Source organism: uncultured Methanobrevibacter sp. (genome assembly GCF_937881195.1).
Taxonomy (GTDB): domain Archaea; phylum Methanobacteriota; class Methanobacteria; order Methanobacteriales; family Methanobacteriaceae; genus Methanobinarius.
This window is the reverse complement of the sequence record NZ_CALGFC010000044.1, coordinates 1-21,572: the sequence shown is the minus strand read 5'-3', so window position 1 is coordinate 21,572 and position 21,572 is coordinate 1. Positions and strand designations below refer to the sequence as shown.

The 21,572-nt window shown below is 26.2% G+C and carries 20 protein-coding genes and 1 pseudogene; 2 read left to right on the top strand and 19 right to left on the bottom strand.

Annotation, left to right across the window (positions count from 1 at the left end; all coding sequences use genetic code 11):
- Positions 1-200 precede the first annotated feature (200 nt).
- Positions 201-1,343 carry an alanine--glyoxylate aminotransferase family protein gene (locus Q0087_RS06660; protein ID WP_297898895.1) on the top strand — a complete coding sequence of 381 codons (1,143 nt, stop codon included), beginning with the start codon at positions 201-203 and terminating at the stop codon, positions 1,341-1,343.
- Positions 1,344-1,629: 286 nt separating this feature from the next.
- Here Q0087_RS06660 and Q0087_RS06655 read toward each other — a convergent pair whose 3' ends face one another.
- Together Q0087_RS06655 and Q0087_RS06650 are read right to left on the bottom strand one after the other, a co-directional pair.
- Positions 1,630-3,273 carry a thiamine pyrophosphate-binding protein gene (locus tag Q0087_RS06655; RefSeq protein WP_297898894.1) on the bottom strand — a complete coding sequence of 548 codons (1,644 nt, stop codon included), beginning with the start codon at positions 3,271-3,273 and terminating at the stop codon, positions 1,630-1,632.
- 121 nt (positions 3,274-3,394) lie between these two features.
- Positions 3,395-3,847 (bottom strand): deoxyuridine 5'-triphosphate nucleotidohydrolase, encoded by a 453-nt coding sequence (locus Q0087_RS06650; protein WP_297898893.1) that lies wholly within the window; start codon positions 3,845-3,847, stop codon positions 3,395-3,397.
- Between the two features lie 369 nt (positions 3,848-4,216).
- On the opposite strand from Q0087_RS06650, the gene dmpI reads away from it, so the two are divergent.
- The gene (gene dmpI, locus Q0087_RS06645) at positions 4,217-4,405 is read left to right on the top strand and encodes a 4-oxalocrotonate tautomerase DmpI (protein ID WP_297898892.1); all 189 of its coding nucleotides are present in this window, start codon (positions 4,217-4,219) and stop codon (positions 4,403-4,405) included.
- Between the two features lie 21 nt (positions 4,406-4,426).
- Here the strand turns inward: dmpI and ftsY are convergent, their stop codons facing one another.
- From ftsY to Q0087_RS06560, 17 genes and pseudogenes are all read right to left on the bottom strand, one after another.
- Positions 4,427-5,818, bottom strand: a complete 1,392-nt coding sequence (ftsY, locus tag Q0087_RS06640; protein ID WP_297898891.1) for a signal recognition particle-docking protein FtsY — start codon at positions 5,816-5,818, stop codon at positions 4,427-4,429.
- A gap of 444 nt (positions 5,819-6,262) precedes the next feature.
- Positions 6,263-6,700 carry a prefoldin subunit alpha gene (gene pfdA / locus Q0087_RS06635; protein WP_297898890.1) on the bottom strand — a complete coding sequence of 146 codons (438 nt, stop codon included), beginning with the start codon at positions 6,698-6,700 and terminating at the stop codon, positions 6,263-6,265.
- A gap of 172 nt (positions 6,701-6,872) precedes the next feature.
- Positions 6,873-7,097, bottom strand: coding sequence for a 50S ribosomal protein L18Ae (rpl18a, locus tag Q0087_RS06630; protein WP_297898889.1), 225 nt, complete (start codon positions 7,095-7,097; stop codon positions 6,873-6,875).
- 102 nt (positions 7,098-7,199) lie between these two features.
- Entirely contained in the window at positions 7,200-7,871 is a 672-nt protein-coding gene (locus Q0087_RS06625; RefSeq protein WP_297898888.1) for a translation initiation factor IF-6, read from the bottom strand.
- Positions 7,872-8,012: 141 nt separating this feature from the next.
- A complete protein-coding gene (locus tag Q0087_RS06620; protein WP_297898887.1) occupies positions 8,013-8,258 on the bottom strand; it encodes a 50S ribosomal protein L31e in 246 nt (81 codons plus the stop codon).
- A gap of 8 nt (positions 8,259-8,266) precedes the next feature.
- Positions 8,267-8,422 carry a 50S ribosomal protein L39e gene (locus tag Q0087_RS06615; RefSeq protein WP_042702295.1) on the bottom strand — a complete coding sequence of 52 codons (156 nt, stop codon included), beginning with the start codon at positions 8,420-8,422 and terminating at the stop codon, positions 8,267-8,269.
- 336 nt (positions 8,423-8,758) lie between these two features.
- A complete protein-coding gene (locus tag Q0087_RS06610) occupies positions 8,759-9,361 on the bottom strand; it encodes a hypothetical protein (protein ID WP_297898897.1) in 603 nt (200 codons plus the stop codon).
- A gap of 193 nt (positions 9,362-9,554) precedes the next feature.
- Positions 9,555-9,902: a DNA-binding protein gene (locus tag Q0087_RS06605; protein ID WP_297898886.1), complete on the bottom strand. Its 348-nt coding sequence runs from the start codon at positions 9,900-9,902 to the stop codon at positions 9,555-9,557.
- A gap of 328 nt (positions 9,903-10,230) precedes the next feature.
- The gene (locus Q0087_RS06600; RefSeq protein WP_297898885.1) at positions 10,231-10,671 is read right to left on the bottom strand and encodes a 30S ribosomal protein S19e; all 441 of its coding nucleotides are present in this window, start codon (positions 10,669-10,671) and stop codon (positions 10,231-10,233) included.
- A gap of 88 nt (positions 10,672-10,759) precedes the next feature.
- Positions 10,760-11,014: a YhbY family RNA-binding protein gene (locus Q0087_RS06595; RefSeq protein WP_297898896.1), complete on the bottom strand. Its 255-nt coding sequence runs from the start codon at positions 11,012-11,014 to the stop codon at positions 10,760-10,762.
- On the bottom strand, positions 10,986-11,357 hold the full coding sequence (locus tag Q0087_RS06590) for a ribonuclease P protein component 4 (protein ID WP_297898884.1): 372 nt from the start codon (positions 11,355-11,357) through the stop codon (positions 10,986-10,988). The genes Q0087_RS06595 and Q0087_RS06590 overlap by 29 nt, the downstream gene beginning before the upstream one ends.
- A 723-nt stretch (positions 11,358-12,080) precedes the next feature.
- A complete protein-coding gene (locus Q0087_RS06585) occupies positions 12,081-12,734 on the bottom strand; it encodes an adenylate kinase family protein (RefSeq protein WP_297898883.1) in 654 nt (217 codons plus the stop codon).
- A 101-nt stretch (positions 12,735-12,835) separates the two neighbouring features.
- Positions 12,836-13,930, bottom strand: coding sequence for a GTP-binding protein (locus Q0087_RS06580; protein ID WP_297898882.1), 1,095 nt, complete (start codon positions 13,928-13,930; stop codon positions 12,836-12,838).
- A gap of 212 nt (positions 13,931-14,142) precedes the next feature.
- Positions 14,143-16,890, bottom strand: a complete 2,748-nt coding sequence (locus Q0087_RS06575; protein WP_297898881.1) for an STT3 domain-containing protein — start codon at positions 16,888-16,890, stop codon at positions 14,143-14,145.
- Positions 16,891-17,583: 693 nt separating this feature from the next.
- Positions 17,584-19,767, bottom strand: coding sequence for a DNA topoisomerase I (gene topA, locus Q0087_RS06570; RefSeq protein WP_297898880.1), 2,184 nt, complete (start codon positions 19,765-19,767; stop codon positions 17,584-17,586).
- Between the two features lie 507 nt (positions 19,768-20,274).
- Positions 20,275-20,460, bottom strand: coding sequence for a hypothetical protein (locus tag Q0087_RS06565; RefSeq protein ID WP_297898879.1), 186 nt, complete (start codon positions 20,458-20,460; stop codon positions 20,275-20,277).
- A 152-nt stretch (positions 20,461-20,612) separates the two neighbouring features.
- Positions 20,613-21,572 (bottom strand): annotated as a pseudogene (locus Q0087_RS06560) (phosphoserine phosphatase SerB); the annotation flags it as partial.

Sequence of the window (21,572 nt, the reverse complement as noted above, 5' to 3'; positions counted from 1 at the left end):
TAAACCCTAAATCCAAAAAAAGAAAAAAAGAAAAAAATTTTATGAGTCGTCCTCATATATAAAAAAAAAAATTTTATACAATAGAAAAACTTTTTATATATATTAAATAAAGTTTGTAATATAGTTTAAAATATCATATAATTTAGACTATAATTAATCATGTTTATATAAAATAATCACAAATTGGAGGAATATATAAAATGGATGATACTTTGTTAATGCTTCCTGGACCAACAAGTGTAGCGCCAAGAGTTCTAAAAGCTATGTCTGATAATATTGTTAACCATAGAAGCGCAATTTTTGGAGAAATATTTACTGAAACTACTGAATTAATGTCTGAGGTTTTTAAAACACAAAACCAATCTTATTTACTTACTGGTTCAGGTACATCAGCTATGGAAGCAGCTATAGCAAACACTATAAAACCTGGAGAAAAAATATTAAACATAGTAGGAGGAAAATTTGGACAGAGATTTATGCAAATTGCTAATTCATTTGGGATAGATACAAAAGAATTAGCTGTTGAATGGGGAACTGCTGTAACTCCTGAACAAGTTAAAGAAGCTCTTGAAAGTGACGAAGATATTAAAGCAGTTACCATAGTACATAATGAAACTTCTACTGGTGTAGCTGCCCCTATCGAAGAAATTGGGAAAGTTATGAAAGATTATGATGCACTATATATTGTAGACACCGTATCATCCTTAGGAGGAGATAGAGTAGACGTAGACAATTATGGCATAGATATTTGTGTAACAGGATCCCAAAAATGTTTAGCAGCCCCTCCAGGATTAGCTGCAATCACTTTAAATGATGATGCATGGGAAGTAATTGATAAAGTTGATTCTAACACATATTACTTAGATATGAAAAAATATAAAAAAAGTGGTGCTGGAACACCTCCTGAAACACCATACACCCCATCAGTTTCATTAATATACGCTTTATTCGAAGCTTTAAAAATTGTCAAAGAAGAAGGCCTAGAAGAAAGAGTAGTTAGACATGAAACAGCTGCGGAAGCTTCAAGAAATGCAGTTAAGGCCCTTGGTCTTGAAATATTCCCTGATGAAAAAGTCTCATCAACAACTGTTACTGCAGTCAAAATGCCAGAAAATGTTACTGATGCAGATTTAAGAGGTACAATGAGAAATAAATATAAAGTAGAGTTAGCTGGTGGACAAGACCATCTAAAAGGAAATATATTCAGAATTGGACATATGGGTAACATATCTTATAAAGAATTAGCTATTACATTTTCTGCACTTGGAATGACCTTGAAAGGTCTTGGATTCGACATTGACATGGGAGCAGGAGTAGCTGCAGTTAATGAATCATATTTATGATTCATTTAATATTTTATTTTTATTTATTTTATTAATATCATAATTTTATTTTAAATTTATTATTGATGTTCTTATTGTATAATTATAAAACTTATTTTAGATTATAATTAAAAATTCATACCCTATTTTAATTTTAAGCCAAAAAAACATGAAATGAAATATAAATTAAAAATTAGGCTTATTTTACCATATAAATCATTTTCAGACTTATTTCACCATACTCTTAATTTTATCATATTAAGTTTATTGAATTATTAATGATTATTTAATGTTTAAAGATGATTAATTAAGATTTAACAACCGGAATATCTTCTTCATCAATAATAACTTCTAATAAATAAGGTTTATCTAATTTTAAATCCTTAATAGCTAGTTTTAATCCCTCTTTAGAATTTACAGAATCTCCTTCAATCCCATAAGAATTTGCTAATTTTACAAAATCAGGATTTTTTAAATCAACAGAATATCTCAAATTTTCATCATAGAGATTTTCCCATTGCCTGATTACACCTAACTGGGAATTGTTTAATATAACAATCAAAATTGGCAAATTATTAGAAGATATAGTGGCTAATTCTTGAATATTCATCTGAAAGCCACCATCCCCATTAATAAGAATTATATTATTATTAGGTTTAGCTATTGATGCACCGCAAGCAGCAGGTAACCCATAACCCATAGGAGCCATTCCACCAGAAAAAATAACTCTTTTATTATAAATTTCAGATATAAGGTTGACCCAAGTTGTATGTGAACCTGCATCATTAACGAAAATAGGATTATTAAATTTTGAATCATTGAAAGATTCCATTATTAATTTAATAGCTATTTGTGGTTTTAAAGGAATTTTTTCACTATTCAAACCACTAATATGAATTTTTTCATTATTATTAAAAATTTTTTCTATCCAATAGTTATAGGATAAATTTTTAATCCTATCCGAAGAATTAAAATAATTTAAAACATTTTTTACATTACCATGAATTTTAATATCTCCGAAAAGAGTATTTTCATCTATATTAACACTGATAATTTTAGTTTTGGCTCTTTTAAAATCAAAATTTTTATCAATAGCTGTTGTTCTCTCAGATATCTTAGAACCTAAAAATATTAGTAAATCCGAATTTTTAAAAGCAAAATTAGCCATTTTAGATCCTCTAATTCCAACAAGCCCTAATTCAAAATCATGACCTTCTATTAGACCTTTTGAGTGATATGTATGAGCAATTGGAATTTTATTGTTTTCAGAAAAAAGTTTAAGATCATTAATTGCGTTTCCCCAAAATACTCCTGCACCAGCAATTATTAAAGGCCTATTAGCTTTTTCTATTTCAGATATTGCAGAATCTATATTATTATACTCATAATAATCATAACATAAATCTATTTCATTTTTATAAAGATGTAAATCCTGATTGATTATTTCATCAATATTTTGGTCTAAAAGAACATTTTTAGAAAGATTTAGGTGTATTGGGCCTCTTGGTTCATTCACAAGAGTTTTAATAATATATTTAATGTTTTTTATAGCAGATTTGCCATTTTTAGGATTGAAATTTTTAATGGTTATAGGTTTAAATACAGATTCAATATCAATATCTTGAAATCCATCTTTTTTTTCATGAGTTTGAGGATTATCCCCCGTTATTATAAGCATTGGAATTGAGTCTTTAAATGCAGTTCCAACACCCATAACCATATTTAATGCCCCTGGACCTGCTGTTGATATACAAACTCCAAATTTTCCAGAAACTCGAGCATAAGCATCAGCAGCATGAACAGACCCTTGTTCATGCCTCATTAAAATATGATTAATTTTAGAATTATTTAAAGCTCCATAAAACGGAATAATTTGTTCTCCCGGATGGCCAAAAATGTGTTTAACACCAATATCTTCAAGAATTTTAACAATATATTCTGAAACATTCATTTTACACACAATCAATTAAATAAATAAATAAATAAATACAAAAATAAATAAAATCATTAATCTTTAAAAAAATATAATTAAATAATAGTTAATAAATTAAAAAATATAATTATCGAGGAAATTATTCTTCTTGATAAGTACCAGAGTATTCTCCTGACCCATCAACTTCAAATACAACCCCTTGAGCAATTCTATCGCCTTTTTTAATTTTATAGTCAAATTCTCCATGATTATAGACCATGAACATGAGAGTTCCATAAAAGCCAGGGTCCCCAACAGCAGTTTGAACAGATACAAAAGACCTCAGAAGTGTTGAACGAGGCAAATAAAGCATTGTATATCCTTTAGGTATTTTAATTTTCCTATCTATTGTAGCTAAATAAGCAGTGTGCGGTTTTAGTGTATATATTGGCCCTTCAATTGCTTCAATATCAGGTAAATTTTTCTCATTATCAATAAGAGATGCTGGTGATTTTTGAATAAATACTTCATCAATAGCTAAATCTATTCCAGAAGGTTGTACTGATTCTTTAAAATCAGGAAATAATTTTATGAGTTCTTTTTCGCCTAACAATTTTAATCACACCTATCTTAAATTTAATCAAATTAGTATATAAATTAAAAATTATTTTTATTTATTACTCTTCTTAAATATGCCTAAAAAATTTAATTTTGAGAGATATAATTATATAATTATAATTAAATATACTTTAAAAATTTATTTAAATTTATTTTTAATCAGATTATAAAAATAATTATGTACCTTAAGAGATATAACTTTATACAATATAATTCTCAATAGCTATTATAAACTTACTCAAAAATAATAATTGAATAATGTTTAAATAATTTTTAAAAATATTAATAATAAAAAAAGTTAATATGCAACAAATAAAAATTAATAATAGCTATTTGTTTAAATAAATAATAAAGGAGATAAAAAATGCCAGTTGTAATAGTAGAATCAAACAAACTTGATGTTGATAAAAAAAGAGAATATGTTAAAAAGTTAACAAAACTAACAGCTGAAACATATGGGTTACCAGAAAACACTGTGACAGTTTTAATAAGGGAGATTAAACCTGAAAATATAGGTGTAGCTGGAAGTTTATTAAGTGAGTTAGAAAGATAATAACCCCTTAAAGATCGATTATCAACTAAATATTTGATCTAACATCCAATCAGGATCATATTCCTTGATATCATCATAAGTTTGACCCATTCCTAAAAACATGATAGGTTTGCCAATAACATATCCAATTGAAAGAGATGCCCCTCCTTTTGAATCTGCATCCGCTTTTGTAAGAATAACTCCATCAATATCAATAGCATCATTAAATTTAGTAGCTTGTTCAACAGCATCATTACCAGTTAAAGCATCCCCAACAAAAACAACAAGATCTGGTTTAGATACTCTTTGAATCTTTTTCATTTCATCCATAAGATTAGTGTTTGTTTGCATCCTACCGGCAGTATCAATTAAAACTAGTTCTTTTCCTTTTGCTTTTGCATGTTCAACAGCATCATATGCAACAGCTGCAGGGTCAGAACCTTTTTCATGTTTAACAATTTTAACACCCAGTTTATCCGTATGATAACTAATTTGTTCAATAGCTCCTGCCCTAAAAGTATCAGATGCGGCTACAACTGGAGTATATCCTTTTTTAATATAATAATTAGCTAATTTAGCAATACTTGTTGTTTTTCCAGTTCCATTGATACCAACAAACATTACAACAAGTGGTTCGCCTTTCTTATTTTTTTCTTCAAGCATATCAGTCATTGATTTGCCTTCAATATCAATAATTTTTGATACAGCATTTCTAAGCGCCTGGTAAGTATATTCTTCAACATCATTACTTCTTTTAATCTTTTGACCAATAAGATCTTTTTTGACTGATTCAACTACAAAATTAGCTACATCAATAGCTACATCACTTTCCAAAAGAGAAAGTTCTAATTCCCATAGAATATCATCCAAATCTTTTTCAGAAATGGTTTTTTCTCTTATGAAAGAAAAAATTCCTGATTTTTTTTCTGTATCTTTAGATTCTTTATCATCTAATTTTTTATCTTCTAATTTTTTATCTTCTAATTCTTTTTCTTCCGATATTTTTTCATTAATAGAAGATATATCTCCATTTTGGCTAATTTTATCCTTATTTAGAGATTTATCATCAACTTCATCATCATGAATCTCATTAATAAAATCTTCATCTTGAGATTTTCTAAATTTTAATTTTTCTCCTATCTTAGAAAAAGTACTTTCTTTATTTTCTTTAATATCATTATCTTTTTCAATATTTGAGTCATTTGAACTATTTTCAATTTCTTCAGAATTTTTTAAACCAATACTAGTTATTTCAGATTTATCCATGGATGTTTCTTTATTTATATCTTTTTTAACGGTTGAATTAAGTTCATTTTGTTCTTCTTGAATTTTACCTTCAATTTTAAGGTTGTTTTCTTCTTCTGCTTCTTTAGAAACTTTGTTAGTTAATTTTCCAGAAGCTTCTGCAAATTTTTTTTTTATTGATTCGAACAAATTATTACCATCCCTTATAATATAACTCATTATTTGAAAATAAAGAATTTAAAAGTATAGAATATTTATTAAATGAATAAATAGGCACATATTAAATTATAAAATGTATAAATAGATAATTCAATTAATTTATTAATAATAATAATAATTCTAAATATTATAATAATATTTAAACTATTATAATCACTCTTATATTGTTATTGATATATAAAAATTTAACCATAATAATTTATTAAAATTATACTTAATATATCCATTTTTAAAAGTTAAGTTGTTTCTCAATATAAAGAAAATATCCTAAAACAAGATAAATAAAAATAAAAAATATAGATAGTAAATTTTAAATTATAATTATATAAAAATAGTAAATTATGATTAAAAGTAGTTAATTTTGCTATTTAAAAGCAAAATCCCATTAAATAGCATTAAAAAATAAAAAATATATTACATTGCTTGTTGAGCATTGCTTGCTTGAACTTTTCTCATTAACTCTTCAGCCTGAGGAGATAATTGTGCTACAATTTGACTAATTTTTTGAAGATTTTTTAACATTTTATCAAGGCTATCATTTAATTCATCCTTTTGAGAAGATAATGTTTCTTTAGCATCTTCAACAGATTTTTTAATAGCTACCCCTGCACCAACACTCATAATAATCTCATCAGTGTTTTTGATTTCAGCATTCATGAAAGATCCTGCTCCAACTGGCACTAATGCTTCTAAAGAATTTTTTTCCTTTACATCTTCCAATGTTGACTCTAATATTTCAACTTCAGCTAAAGAAGCTTGTATAGCCTCAACTTGTTGTTGTAATACTTCAGCCTGACTTTTATATAAATTAAGCTCATTTACCATTTCATCTAATCTTTGCTGATCTTCCATAATTACACCTTAATAAAATTAATTTTATTTCCATATATAATACTGCTAAAATATTATAAAATATAATAATTATAAAATATTAATTATTAAAAATTAAATATAAAAATTAATAATCCATATAATAATATAAAAAAGATACTGAGTATAAAAAAGATACTGTGTTAAAATAAAATTATAATAATGCTTTTACTAAAGGATCAGTAACTTCATCAGCAGAAATCTCTTTAATTTCTTCAATAATAATTTGATTTCTGTTTATCCCATGTTTACTACCAAACTCAGAATAAATCTTTTCATAAATATTTTTTTCACTCATTGATTTTAATTCTTTAGTGAACACTTGAGATTGATCACCCATTGCGAATTTACCTTGAATTCTATATATTTTTGTTTTCATGATACCACATTATAATAGTTTGTAAAATTGTAATTTTAATTTAAATTATAAAATTTCAGTTTTTAAATTATATTTTCAAAATATTACTCAAATATTGAAAATTTAAAGAGGTTCTAAAAACCCTAAAGCTTCTTCAACACGTGCCATTTCAGGACCAGTACTATTTTCTGGGACAATTGCTCCAAAAGAATTAGCTATAGAACATGCTCCAACAAGATTTATACCCTGACCAACAGTTCCAATATTCGATTCAACCTTAAAAACATTTTCAACAAATTTAAGCTCAGATTTAGATGATTCTCTATGAATAAGAGCTCCTTTATTTGTGACAGTAATTAATGAACCAATAATATTAAACCCTGCTATCTCTGATCTTTCAACCCGAACATCTAAAGTTTCTTCAATAATATTAGCAGATTTTTCAGAGATTAAAGGACTTATAATAGCACCATTATCATTTGCTGCAATAATATTTCCAACAGCAGTATATTTATCAGAAATTTTAGCTATGTTAAGCCCAATTTCTTCCAATAATTCAATCTCACTATCTAATGCATAGGGAGATAATATAATACCATTAGAATTTCCACAAGATAATGCACCACATAGATTACTTCCAGATATAGTTGTCCGTATAACATCCACTTCTAATGATTCTTTTATATGATTTTCCATTATTTCAGGAAAATTAAAGGGAACAATAGCTATTTGATCAGTTACTGAAATATATACTCCTAAATTTGGATTTCCAGTTAAATTTATTCTTTCAAGCATTGTACCTTCCTCACATATAAATATAATTTTTTAATATAATTTAATTTTTATCTTTAAAATCTTAGTATTTGCTGATAACTTAAATAAAAATATTAATTTAATATTATTAATATATAATTTAATATTATTTATAATTTAATATTATTCAGCCAAAGTTGCTTCTACAACTCCATCATCATCTTTAACAGCTTTAACTTTGATTTTTGAAGGGATTTTTTTAATTCCTCTTTCCCAGATTTTTTCATTAACAGATGAATCAATTTTAATATTATCTGATTTCATATGTTTTTTTAAGAATTCTTGCACTACTCTGATAGCTTTAGCTGCCCTTATAGTCCTTTGTACATTCTTAGCATCCCTAAGAGGTATTGTGTAAGTTCTTTCCATAATAACACCTATACTTTAAGATTATTCCTTCTCCAATGTCTTGGTTTAGGTCTGTATTTTAATTGACGTTTAGTTTTCGCATAAGCCCATATTGGGACTCTTCTATTTTGTTTATTAGCTTTTGCTAGTCTTAATTTCTTAGCTAATGGTTTATTTCTACTCATTTTTACACCATATGAACATAAATCATGTGAATACTACTATGGTTAAGCATCATTCCACAGTAGAATTAATCTTAATTATACAGATTAAATTGAATATTTAAATTAATTAAATATGAATAATATATAAGCCTATTAATTCTATTAATATATTTTGGTAATAATATTATACCATAATAATATATTATCTTTGAGTTATATATCATCTTAAATTAGTATATTATTTTACTTATATATTTTACTTGATTCTACTAAATATATTTATATTGTCTATTTTTTAATATTTTTACTATTAACTTATTTCATTAAATTAATAATGAAGCAAATATTTATTTAAAATTACTCATTCAATCCAATTACTCTTGTCTGAAAATGTTTTGGAAATATCTCACTAGAATTAAGATTTTTTTCCTTATCAATAAACCAACGAATTTCTACTTCGTAATCAGAGCTATTATCCATATTACTTTCTTCTTGAGTGATAATAAATAAATCTGAAACTAAAGAATCAATAGTTTTATAACCAAAACTATCTAGATTAATATATTGAATATTTTTTCTATCTTCTAAACTCCTAATTTCATCTTTATTCAATTTAGGAGTCCTATCATCTCGACGAGTCCCATCAGCAATAATTAAAAATTCATTCTCATTTGCTAAATTAGCTAATTCTTCAATTACTGCTTTATGAAGGTAAGAAATACCATTATTAGGAAATCCATCATTTAATATAATATCAACAGAGTTAATCAATATATTTTTGTCTAAACTCAAAACATTATGTTTTATTCCAAGAGATTTGGCAGACTTTTGAGAAGGAATAAAAGAATCATAAACACCAAAATTTACATTTACAAGTTCAACTTCTATTCCTATTTTCTTTAGGAGAATAGCCATCAGTGAGCTATCTTTTCCTCCACTATATAAAACATAAGCTTTCATTTTATTTTTCATATATTTAAACATATAATTTTGAATATAATTTTTATATAATAATTTAATATACAAATTGAATACTATTTTAATATATTAATTGAATTTTAAAAATATTAATACATATTAAATTAATTTTTCATTATAATAGCCCATTATATTTCACTATAATAGCTCATTATAAATAAATTAAATCAAATTATTATCTTCTAGTAATATTAATATCTCTTTTTTGTCCAGATAACTGCTTTAGAAGAACTTTAAGTTGTTCATCAGTAATTTTACCTTTCATTCTTCCACTTTGAGCCAATTGTATAAGTTGAATTTCAATTTGGTCTACAAATTCTGGTTTAGTTAATCTAAGGTTGGCTAACCTGCTTCGAGCTTCTGGAGTCAAAATTTGCATCATTAATTGCCTTTTTTGTGATTCCATCTCTTGTTGCATCTGTTGTTGTTGCATCTGTTGCTGTACTTGTTGATTTTCATTAGCAGCAGCTTGTTGCTGTAACTCTTGCATCCTTTTACGGCGCAATTCATCAAGATCACTCATTTCAGGACCTCCAATTTAAATATTTATAAAAATGTAATAAATATACAATCTTAACGATGTTAGTATTAAAATAATTAGTAATTAATATTTTATTAATTAATTCAATAACCAGAAAGTATTGATTGATATAAATATTATAATATATCTATAATATTATCTATAAAAAATCATGCTAAAAAATAACATTAAATATTTATTAAATATCTAAACATAGATAATATTAGATGAATATAGCTAAATAAAATTAAATGCTAATTTAAATGAATCAGCATCAATATTAGTAATAACCAATAAATATAAATAAATAATTACCCTATTAAAAAGGCAATTAATATTTTTCAAGTTCTGGAATATCTTTGATTAATTCACCAGAGGTTTTATCTAAGAAAGATTTACCTTCAGAGGTTACAATTCTTCCAGCATCTACTTTTTGAATATATCCAGCATCTTCAAGTTGGTTTAATGCTCCTCTAACAATAGCCCCACTACCTTTTTTAAAAGTTTCTGGAGTAACTCCTCTATCTTTTTTTCCACCATAGAAAGTTCTTAAACTATTAATTCCAACAGGTCCATCCATGTAAACTCTTCTTAAAATTGAAGCACACCTTACATACCACCAATCAATATTTTCAGGTTTTCTTTCTTTATGAACACCAGTTTTTACTAAGCTTGTCCAATCTGGAGCATCAATTTTATCATTATTTTCATTAAAATCTTTTGCAACTTTATTTATTAATAAATCAGCAGGTACATCATATACAGTAGTCATATTAATTCTCCTAATAAATTTTATTGTTATTATTAAACCAAATCAATGAAATATTAAGCACACAACTAAATTTCAGTGAATATTAAAATTATGGTTTCTTTTTGTAAATTACAGCAACATTTCCTCTTAAATCAACAAGTTTAGATCTTGTTTTTTCAACTATTCCTGTAAGATAATCTTCTTTATCATCTGCAATATTCTTTGCAAATCTTAATTTAACAATTTCATTTGCTTTAAGCTGGCGTTTTATTTCTTCAATAACATTTTCATTTATTCCAGCTTTCCCAATGTTTATTGTCATAGAATTGAGAGCTCTATTCATTATTTCTTTTTTTGATGGCATAGTACTCAATTTTAGCTCTCCTCTTTTCTTTCTTTTCCTTTTTATAAGGTATTTTCATAACTTCATTACATTCATGGCATTTAATATTTACTTCCCCATCAAATAACCTAACTGAAGAATTTTTAGAAGGATTTAAAAATTTATAACAATTTTTACAGTAACTACGCCTCCAGTTTTCAGGGATTTTAGTATTATATTTTTTAGATATTTTACGAGCTAAACTCACATATCTATGTGACCTATTAGGATTATTTGAAAATTCTTTTTTTGCCATGGAAAATAGAATATTCATACGTTCATTAGCTATATCAATCATCCATTTAGGTCTTTTTCCTCTTCGCAATATTAGACCCCATATAATTGTAAAACATACTATTAAAGAAAAATATTATAAAATTTAGCTTATTCAAGTAATGATAGTAAAATTTAGATGTTTTCAAAAGTATATCTAAAAATTTAGTCTCAACTATTTAGGTAGTAGAAGAGTAATAATAATGTTTTGTATCTTCTATATAAAAAGATTTTCTATCAATTTTTATTTCATTGATAATAATTTTTTTTATTTAATAATTAAATTATTTTTTATGTTAAATTATTTTTAATAATTTCATAATTTTAAGAATATAATAAAATTCAGCGAGAATTTTAAAATTAATAAATAAAACTATTACAATTACAAAAAATTATTGTTAATGATATTGTGAATGAAAAATTATTATGAAATAAAAAATTTATAATTATTATTTGATATATTTAGTTATGCAATATTCAATAATTATATAATAATATATAATTAAATATAATAAAGAAATATAATTTTTATAATATGATAACTTTTGATTATTGTAATAATCAGGCCTAATCAATAAAATTATCATGATAATTAAAATTATTTTAAAACAAATAATCTATCAATAAAGATTTTATATTTTATACTTTAAAAAGATTACTATATTCTTAAACATTAATAAAATTACTAATACTTATTAATATTAATATTTATTATTAGTATCTTCATATAATTAGCTAAATAATATAATTTAAAAATATAGACATTCAAATACAATCAAAATAAAAACCAATCCATGAAATCTATTTTTCCAACAGGAAAAGATTTTTCATCAAATATTATGCTTTCAACAATAGAAGCAACTTCATTAATAGATAAATCAGATGTATCAATTTCATTAAGATGATCTGCATAATTTTGATAAGCTTCTGCCGAACATACCCCCAGTGCTTCAGCTTCTAAGTTTTCATTAATCTTATTTTCAGAATAACTCCTAGATTTAAGCCTTTTTTCTAATATTTTTGGATTTAACCTAAGAACAATTATCTTATCAACATTTTTACAGTTACATAAATGTGAAAGGTGTCCTTCGACAATTAATAACTTAAAATATTTTTTATTATTTGACTTAATATTATTAATATCATTTGAAGAACTATCTAAAATTAAATTATTTAACATGAAATTTTCAATTTCTTCATTGATTTTTTTATCTAGCTTTGAAATATTGACTATTTTATATCCTTTATCAGAGTCTATACCCTCAATCATATCATTTTGTATAGCTAACTCACTAATTTTAATTATTTTAGAAATATAATTATCTGAAAATTTTTCTTTCAAAAAGTTGGCTAATGAAGTTTTACCGGTTCCAGGAGTTCCAGTAATAAATATAACTTTATTATGAGAGTTTTGATTAGAATATTTCATATTTGAATCACAATACAATTAATTTGACTAATTTGATTAATATAATTAATTAATTTTAATTATTAATCTATAATTAATAGGAATTAGAGAGTCAATAAAGATTATTTTTTAAGAATAACTCTTAATACATCTTTATCATTTAAAACATGGTCTGGACCAATCTTTTGACCAGGAAATTTAACAGAATCTCCCCAAACCTTAGCATGGCGGAAATTTTTCACAAATTCCCTATGTAATTTTCCACAAACATCTAAGACAGTTGCGCCTTTTTTAATTATCAAAGGGTCCTCAAAGTCGGCTTTTTTCCCTTGTGGCTTAAGATAAACTCTTATTAAATTCAAATTTTCAAATATTTGGTCTTTAAGATAATCAATATTGAGTTTCTTATCAGCAGAAATTGGAATAAAATTAGGAATAGTTTTTTTTAACTCTTTTAGGTAAGTATCATCAACAAGATCAACCTTATTTAAAACGACTATTGCAGGAACATAAGAACGATTGTTTTCCAAAGAATCTATAAATTGATCCATAGTCACATCACCCCTAATTAGAACATCTGCATTATGCATACCATATTCATTTATAATAGATCTTATAGTAGCTTCATCAAGATGGGTTAATTCTTCTGTTGAAGAAACTTGCACACCACCAAGTTTTTTTCTCCTAACCGTGACATCAGGTTTATTCTCATTTGGACGAATACCAATATCTCTTAATTCCCTTAAAATAATATCAAGATGTTGAGGATTAAAAACATCTAAAACTATTACAATTAGATCAGCAGTCCTTGCTACAGAAAGAATTTCTCTACCTCTACCTTTTCCACCAGCAGCCCCAGTTATAATTCCAGGAATATCAAAAATTTGAATTTTGGCCCCTCTATACTCCATAATTCCTGGAACAATGTCAAGAGTAGTAAATTGGTATGCGCCAACTTTTGACTCCGCATTAGTTATTTCATTTAGTAGAGTTGATTTTCCAACAGAAGGAAATCCAACTAAAACTGCAGTCGAATCTCCACTTTTTTTTACATGAAAACCTTTACCTTTAGTCCCAGAACTCTTTCTTTGAAGAGATTCTTCTTTTAATTTTGATATTTTAGCTTTGAGTTTACCAATGTGGTGCGATGTAGCCTTATTATAAGGAGTTTTTTGAATTTCATCTTCAATTTTCTTTATTTTTTCATCTATATCCATAAAACTCACTAATATCCAATAATATTTTAATAATAAATAATCATGATAATTACAATAAAAATTTGATATTCCATTATATTAAAAAATAGTATATTACTAAATTAAAAATTAAAATAATAAAATATATAAAAAAGCACATACCCAAGATATATGGGAATATGCTCGTAAATGAATCTTTTTAGATTATATAGCTAACTTGATATAACTAAATATCAAGTTGAGCTATTAGTAGATCCTGTTTCATTTCTTAAAGTATTGTATCCACTAATTTTCCATAAAGAAATTCCATCATCCATATGTACCATTTCAAAGGAATCTTGTCCAAATCCTCCAAGTATGAAAAGCTTGGTAAACATGGAATTCTCAAGTTCTTTACTCATAATAACCGAAGTATAAGTTCCATTATTAGCCATCACGAGTAAAGTATAGTTTCCACTTTCATTAACAGTTTCATTCTTAACCAGCATATTGTCTTCTATAATAACTAACCTATTAACTGTGAAAGGATTGAATGAAGTATTATTCTGTGTTTTAACAGGAGTTCCATTTGCAAATACTGCTGCAGTAGTCGCATTAGTGCTATTATTATCAGCAGTTTTTGTAACAATGGTTTTAAATAAAATACCATTCTCTTCCAAGTTAGTTATATTTGCTTGATAAATACCATTTCCAACATTTTCCATAGTAGCAGGTTGTTGAGCAACAAGATATTGATAACCCGTACTATTTTTAATATTGAAATCCCAATTTCCAAAGTAAGACCACCAACCAGCTTTTTGTAACATGTCAGAACTTGCAACAAATATAACCGGAACTGGTTCATCAGGATGTGTTAAATTTACAACATTAGTTGCTTGAGCCGATGTCAGATTATAAGAATTAATCATCTTATTCTTGGCTTCTTCTTTTGGAAGAGTTAATGTATTTTGAAGAATTTCAACAGATTTCTCACTATCATTATGAGTATAATTATCCAATAATTCTGTTGCTTTATCACCACTGAAAGCTAACATTTCAAATATAGCTGCAGAGAGATTCGTATCATTCGTCGTCATCGCTTTACCGGTCCAAAATGCTCTTATACCTGTTTGCGAACCACCATCAAAAAGTGTTGGTCTTTCAGAAGCTATTTCAAATAAATAACCAAAATCCCACCAAGATGCTAAAGTAGTATCATTAGTAGTATTTGCTTTAACCCATAGCATGGAATCCCACATTGGATCACTAGTACTTGGGACAACAGATTCTGAAACTTGATATGCACCAAATATTGTAGGAGAAATTATTGCGAATGTTAATATTAATATTACTGCAGTTTTAGCAAATTTAGAAGATTTAAACCCTCTGAAACCGTAAATCAATAATCCAGAGATTCCAATTATAGCAAAACATATGATTATCGGAATAATCATTGCTAATGTAGAAGAGATATTAAACAAAGGATAAAATACAGCAAATGTTTGGAACAGAGGATAAACAATCAAGAAAGTCCCAACAATAGCTATTGCCATTAACTTATTTTTACTGTCTACCCTATCTTTGATGTATACTACCGCATATCCTACAAATAAGCCAACACAAAGCCCTAAAGGAATCATTAAAACCATGATAAACCTTGAACCTTGTGTTACCGCAATTGCAGATAAGAATATCCATACAGAAAACAATACAAGATAAAGTAAAGTTTCACGTTTATTCCTATTTACATCCTCAATAGTTTTTATATCACTTAATGTAGATTCTATAAGAGAATCTCTACTCTTACTTTCTTTTAATTTAGAAGCAGATTTACGTTGCCCCTTAGGAGGTTTTTTACTTATATCTTTTGTTCTAAATGATCTAAGTTTCCATAATCTTTGTGCAAATAAAATCAAAATAAAGAATGCACCAAATAATGCTACAATTCCCCCCACACCATTGATTATACCTCCAGAATTAGCCGAAAATGCACCAGATATTCCTCCAGTTAAAAGACTTGGAATTTGCAATTCAGCAACTGAAATATAAACATTAGGATAAGCAGCAGCATTAGCTACAGATTGAATTTGAGTCGCACCAATGAGATTAAAAGGAGCCTGTACAATAGAATCGAAACCATTTGTCAAACCTAAACCAATAAACCCAATGATTGCAATAACAACAATGGAAAAAATTTCTTTTTGATCCGTGAACCAAGCTAATAAGTTAGAATAGTCCTTTCTCGGCTTAATAAGATTTACTTTAAGTATAAAACCTAATAATAAATATACAATCATAAATATGACTAACATACCTATATAAAATATATATCCATCCCATGCTAAAGAGAAAAGAACCATTGTGATAATTGTTAAAAAGATATAAATTAGCCTATAAATTAATTTACTCGACCTTATACTCTCAATAAAGAATAGAACTAAAAACAAAGGTAAAACTACATTAAACATATCTGTATCAAAAAATCCTGCAAATGTGTGAGCAAAATAATTTGGAGCTAAAGCTACAATTAAGGCAGCCGTTGCACCCCCATAATTATTAGTAAGTCTTCTGACAATAATGAATGCAGGAATAGCTGCAAGTGGAGCTATTAACACAGAAGTATAAAATGCGACCTCTGTTAAAGAAACATCCGAAAATATATTAGAAATATAATATAAGAAAGCAGTTACATAAACAATCATTGGCTTGTAGTCTGCACTTCTACCCTCAGGAGCATAAGAAAGAGTGTCCCAAGGAGTACCATTTTTAATAGTGTCTCCCATATGTCCATAGTCAAGGAAATTTTCTGTCATACGTAAGTTATAATATGAATCCATTTCAGTGAAATAGGGAAGTCCGCTAGCGTCTTTGTAGAAAGATTGTTGATCAGTTGGAATAACTGATAAATCAGCTGCTTGAAATCGCAAAAATGCGACAAAGCAGACAATTACCAGTATGATAGCTACTGACTTTAATATCGACATTATTTTACTTTTATCCATAAATATCATCCAGTAAATGAATTAAATATTAATTAAATTATACATATCCTAGTAAAAGGACATTATACTAATTAAATATTCAAAGTCACTATGTTTCAAATTATCCTATTATTAATCTAAATCAATATTTCAAAGTTAAACAATAACTAATATATGATTATGTAAAAATTCATGTAAAATTTTATAATCCAAAAAAATATTATAGAATAAATTTGTGAATTATAAAAATATTGATTATTGATTATTAAAGAACAATCCAAAATATATATAAATAATACAACATGACAATATTGAATATATCTATATCCATAATAATAGTGTATGATAACACAAATATTATTAGATAAAATATATCCATTACTATAAAGTCAACAATATTATTTGAAATACAATTTTAATAAATATTATTAATTTGTCTAAATAACAATATTATCCTAGATATTTATAACTTTACCTTATTAAATTATACTGTTTTTAAGGAAAATTATTAGAATTAATTTATAAATTTTAAAAATAATAAATATAATATAAAAAGTAATAATTAGATTTTAAGAGTAAAAAATTAAATAGATTAAAAAAGAGATATTAATAACAACAAAATTATATTTAAATTTATAATTAATTGTAATGAAACTTTTTTAATTATATAAAATTTTAATAATAATATAATATTCAAAATCTCAAATTATACAATTAATTGCTATTTTTCTCAGATAATTTATCCTCTAGTTCCTCTAAAGAGGATGTAAATTTACATTTTGGAAATCCACTACAGCCAACAAACTCTCCATAGCGACCATGTCTTTTAATGAGATCTTTACCACAATCTGGACATTTACCAACGATTTCAGTCTCTTTAACTACTGAATGATCCACACCACATTTAGAATCTAGACAAGCTTTTCTTCTAGATTTACCTCTTCCAAAAGAGATATTAGGAAGCCCACATTTTTCACATTTACTTTTTAGTACTTCTGCCCCTTTAGGGAGAGAATAAATAACATTACAATCAGGATAATTAGAACAACCCACAAATGAAGATTTAGTTTTTGGAGAAAATCTAACAACTAAATTGCCTCCACAAGCACACTTACCAACAATTCTACTCTCTTGATATGCATTATATAAACCTTCACCAATTTTAAGATTATTTTTATCAATATCTTCAAGTATAGCTAGCACTTCTTTTTTTGCATCACCAATAACTTTATCTTTAGTCACTTTATCAGCCATTATGCCTTCAAGTTCTTTTTCTAAATCTCTTGTAAGTTCTTCACTAGTGAGATTCTTACAATATTCTTGCAAATTAGAAATAATATTCATACCCAGTTGATTAACCTCAATTTTTTTCCCAGATATATATTTTCTATCATATAATTTTGCAATAATATCTGCCCTTGTTGCCTTTGTGCCTAATTCCCTTTTTTCTAATTCTTTAATTAAGGAAGCCTCATTATATCTAGCAGGCGGTTTAGTTTCTTTTTCCTCAGACAATATTTCATTTACCTTAAGTTTATCTCCTTTTTTAAGAGTAGGGAAAACATCTTCCTCAATTTTACGGAAAGGATAATGATCCAACCAACCCATAAATGAAACTCTTTTTCTTTTAAAAAAGAATTTTTCTTTATCAACACTTAAATCCACCCTTAAAGTTTCTAATTTAGAATTTTCAGAAAATACACTGATAAATCGATAGACAATAAGTTCATAAATTTTAGCGCTATCAGAATCTAATTTTTTAGGAATAATCCCTGTTGGATGTATAGCAGGATGAGCAGCATCAGTTTTTTTACCTTCATTTGGTTTAATTTTCTGAGAGAGGGCATCTATATGTTTTTTGAATACTTCATTTTCAGATAATTGAGCAAATATTTTATCAAATTCCAAACTTTCAGGTAATTTTTGAGAGGAAGTACGAGGATAAGAAGCATAACCTTCAGTATAAAGATTTTGAGCAATAGTTTGGGTCTTTTTAGGACTGAATCCAAAGACAGTATGGGCTTCAGACTGTAATCCTCCTAAATTAAAAGGAATTGGTGGTTTTCTAATAGTTTCAGTGATTTTTAATTTATCTATTGTTGAATCTGCACCCTGACATCTTTCAAATATTTTTTCTGCCCGTTTAGAGTCAAAAATCTTACCATCTATATGATCTGCAATAATATCCTCTTTTTCAGAGTTATTTTGAAGCAATGCTTTAATCAACCAGTATGGTTCTGGTACAAAGCTCTGAATTTCTTTTTCACGATCTACCAATATAGATAATGTTGGAGTTTGCACCCTACCTGCTGATAACTGTAAATATTTATATTTAGCCTTCCTAACGGCATTTGTTAAAGCTTTAGATATATTAACCCCAAAATAAAAATCAACAATATGTCTAGCTATTCCTCCATTAACTTGAGGAATATCTAATTCTATTTGATTATTATATGCTTCAATAAGATCTTTTTTTGTTAAAGTAGAAAATTTCATCCTAGAGGTTATATCAATTGAACTTTCACCACATGCATATTTTAATGCATTAAAACCAATCAAGGTTCCTTCAATATCATAATCACAAGCATGAATATACTTATCCGCACCTTTACCTAATTTTTTTATAGCATAAACATAATCTTTAACATAATTTAAATTTTTTTGTGTTTCATAGGCAGGGACCCATTTTAAATCAAAATATACTTTTTCTTTTTGATTTTTTGGAGTTAAAGAATACAAATGACCTACAGCAGATATTATAGTAATTTTTTTATCTTTCTCATTAATCTCCCAATAGTTAACCTTTCTACCATATTTAAGTTTCTTTACATTGGAAGAAAGAGCTTGAGCTATTTTCTCAGCAGATTTTGGTTTCTCACAGATAATCACTTCATGCATTATATCACTTTATTTTGTAAATCTAATAATCAGTATTTTATAAATAATAATAATAATAATAATAATATAAATGTAATTTTTAACTAATAATATTAATAAATTAAATAATAAATTAAATAATAATATATTAAACAATAATATTTTTTTTTAACTGTATTTTTTAACTTACTATTTTATATCTAAATATTTCTTGAACTTATCTATTTTAGTCTATTTTATAATATTTATATTATTTTATTTATAATGAGATATCAAAAAATATATAAATATTACAAAATATTTCTAAAAATTTAATAATAATAAATATTAATACTAATATATGAAATAGTATTATTTAAATTTTTTTATTTATTAATAATCAAAACCTGAATAATAAAAATAAATATTCAAAAAATAATTCTAAGAAAGTAAGTATATTAGAATAATAAATAAAAAATAATTTTATATTAAATTTAAATTATAAAATAAAAAAAGAATAAAAACACTAGCTATATAAGAATAAGAAATTTATCGATCTTTTTTATAGAATCCATAAAATTCGCTACAGTATGCACACATAGGATATTTTCCATAATGATAATGACTATCATCATCCTCATTAATGTTAAACTCTTGGTGGCACATATAACAAATTTCTATTTTTTCATTATTATCAATTTGATTAGGAGATTCATTTTTTATATCCTTACTCATTGTTTCACCAATAGCTAGATTAATAAAATAGTCTTAAATATTCATATTAAAAACTATTTGGACTAAATTTGGCAATTAATTATAATAGGGGGAGAAAAATTATTTTTATTTCTAAAAAATACTCCTATTACAAAATAATTGGCATTCTAAAATTAACCTATGTCGTGTTTCTGTAAAAGTAAAAGCTCTTCAGTAGTAAGTTTTTTACCATGTTTGAATTTTTCAAATATATCTTGAGCTTTCTCTTTTTCTTCACGGTTTTTCTTAGTATTAGCTTGTTTTTCAGATTTTCTTCTTTTAGATTTATTAGTTCCAAGTTCTTTATTGATAACATGAATTTCGCTTAAAACAACTTTAAACTCTTCATGTTTAGAAGATGCTGCTTTCCTTGCTTCAACAAACTTTTTATGAGCTTCATCTGCTTCAGTCCTAATTTCATCAGTTTTTCTGAAGTAATTAAGCATTTTCTCATGGTAATCTTGAGCCTGAGTAGATAATTCAACTACATTTGCATGATGATCTTCAGAAATCTTTTTAAGTTTTTGAGCTTCTTCTTTAATTTTTTCGTCTTCTTGGATATCCATTAATTGTTTTCTTAAATCATTAGCATTCTTTACCAATTGATTTTCTTTTTTGATATCTAAAACTCGAGTTTCGATGATTTTATCAATTTTTTTGATTTCATTCTCAAGTTTTAACCTATCTCTTCTTCCAGAAGACCACTCAAGTTTTTTGAGCTCATCATTAACATTGTCACGTAATTTTTTAGCTTCTTCCACAGATTTATTAACTTCATTACGATTATCTCTTAATTCAATAGCTAATTTTAGATTTTCTTTTAAATCATTATTAAGTTCGTCACGTATTTTACGTTGTTCTTTAGCTATTTTGTTAAACTCTTCTCTTTCATCAGCTATTTTAGCAATGATTTCTTCTCTTTCATCTTTTTGTTTTCTAACTCCTTCAGGAGTAGGAGCAAGATCAAAATCTACTTCAGGAAGAGCATCTTTTTTAGATTTTTTGGACTTAGTCTTTGAATCTTTTTCAGGGTTTTTATCTTCCTCAGTAGCTTCCTCAGTAGCTTCCTCAGTAGCTTCCTCAGTAGCTTCCTC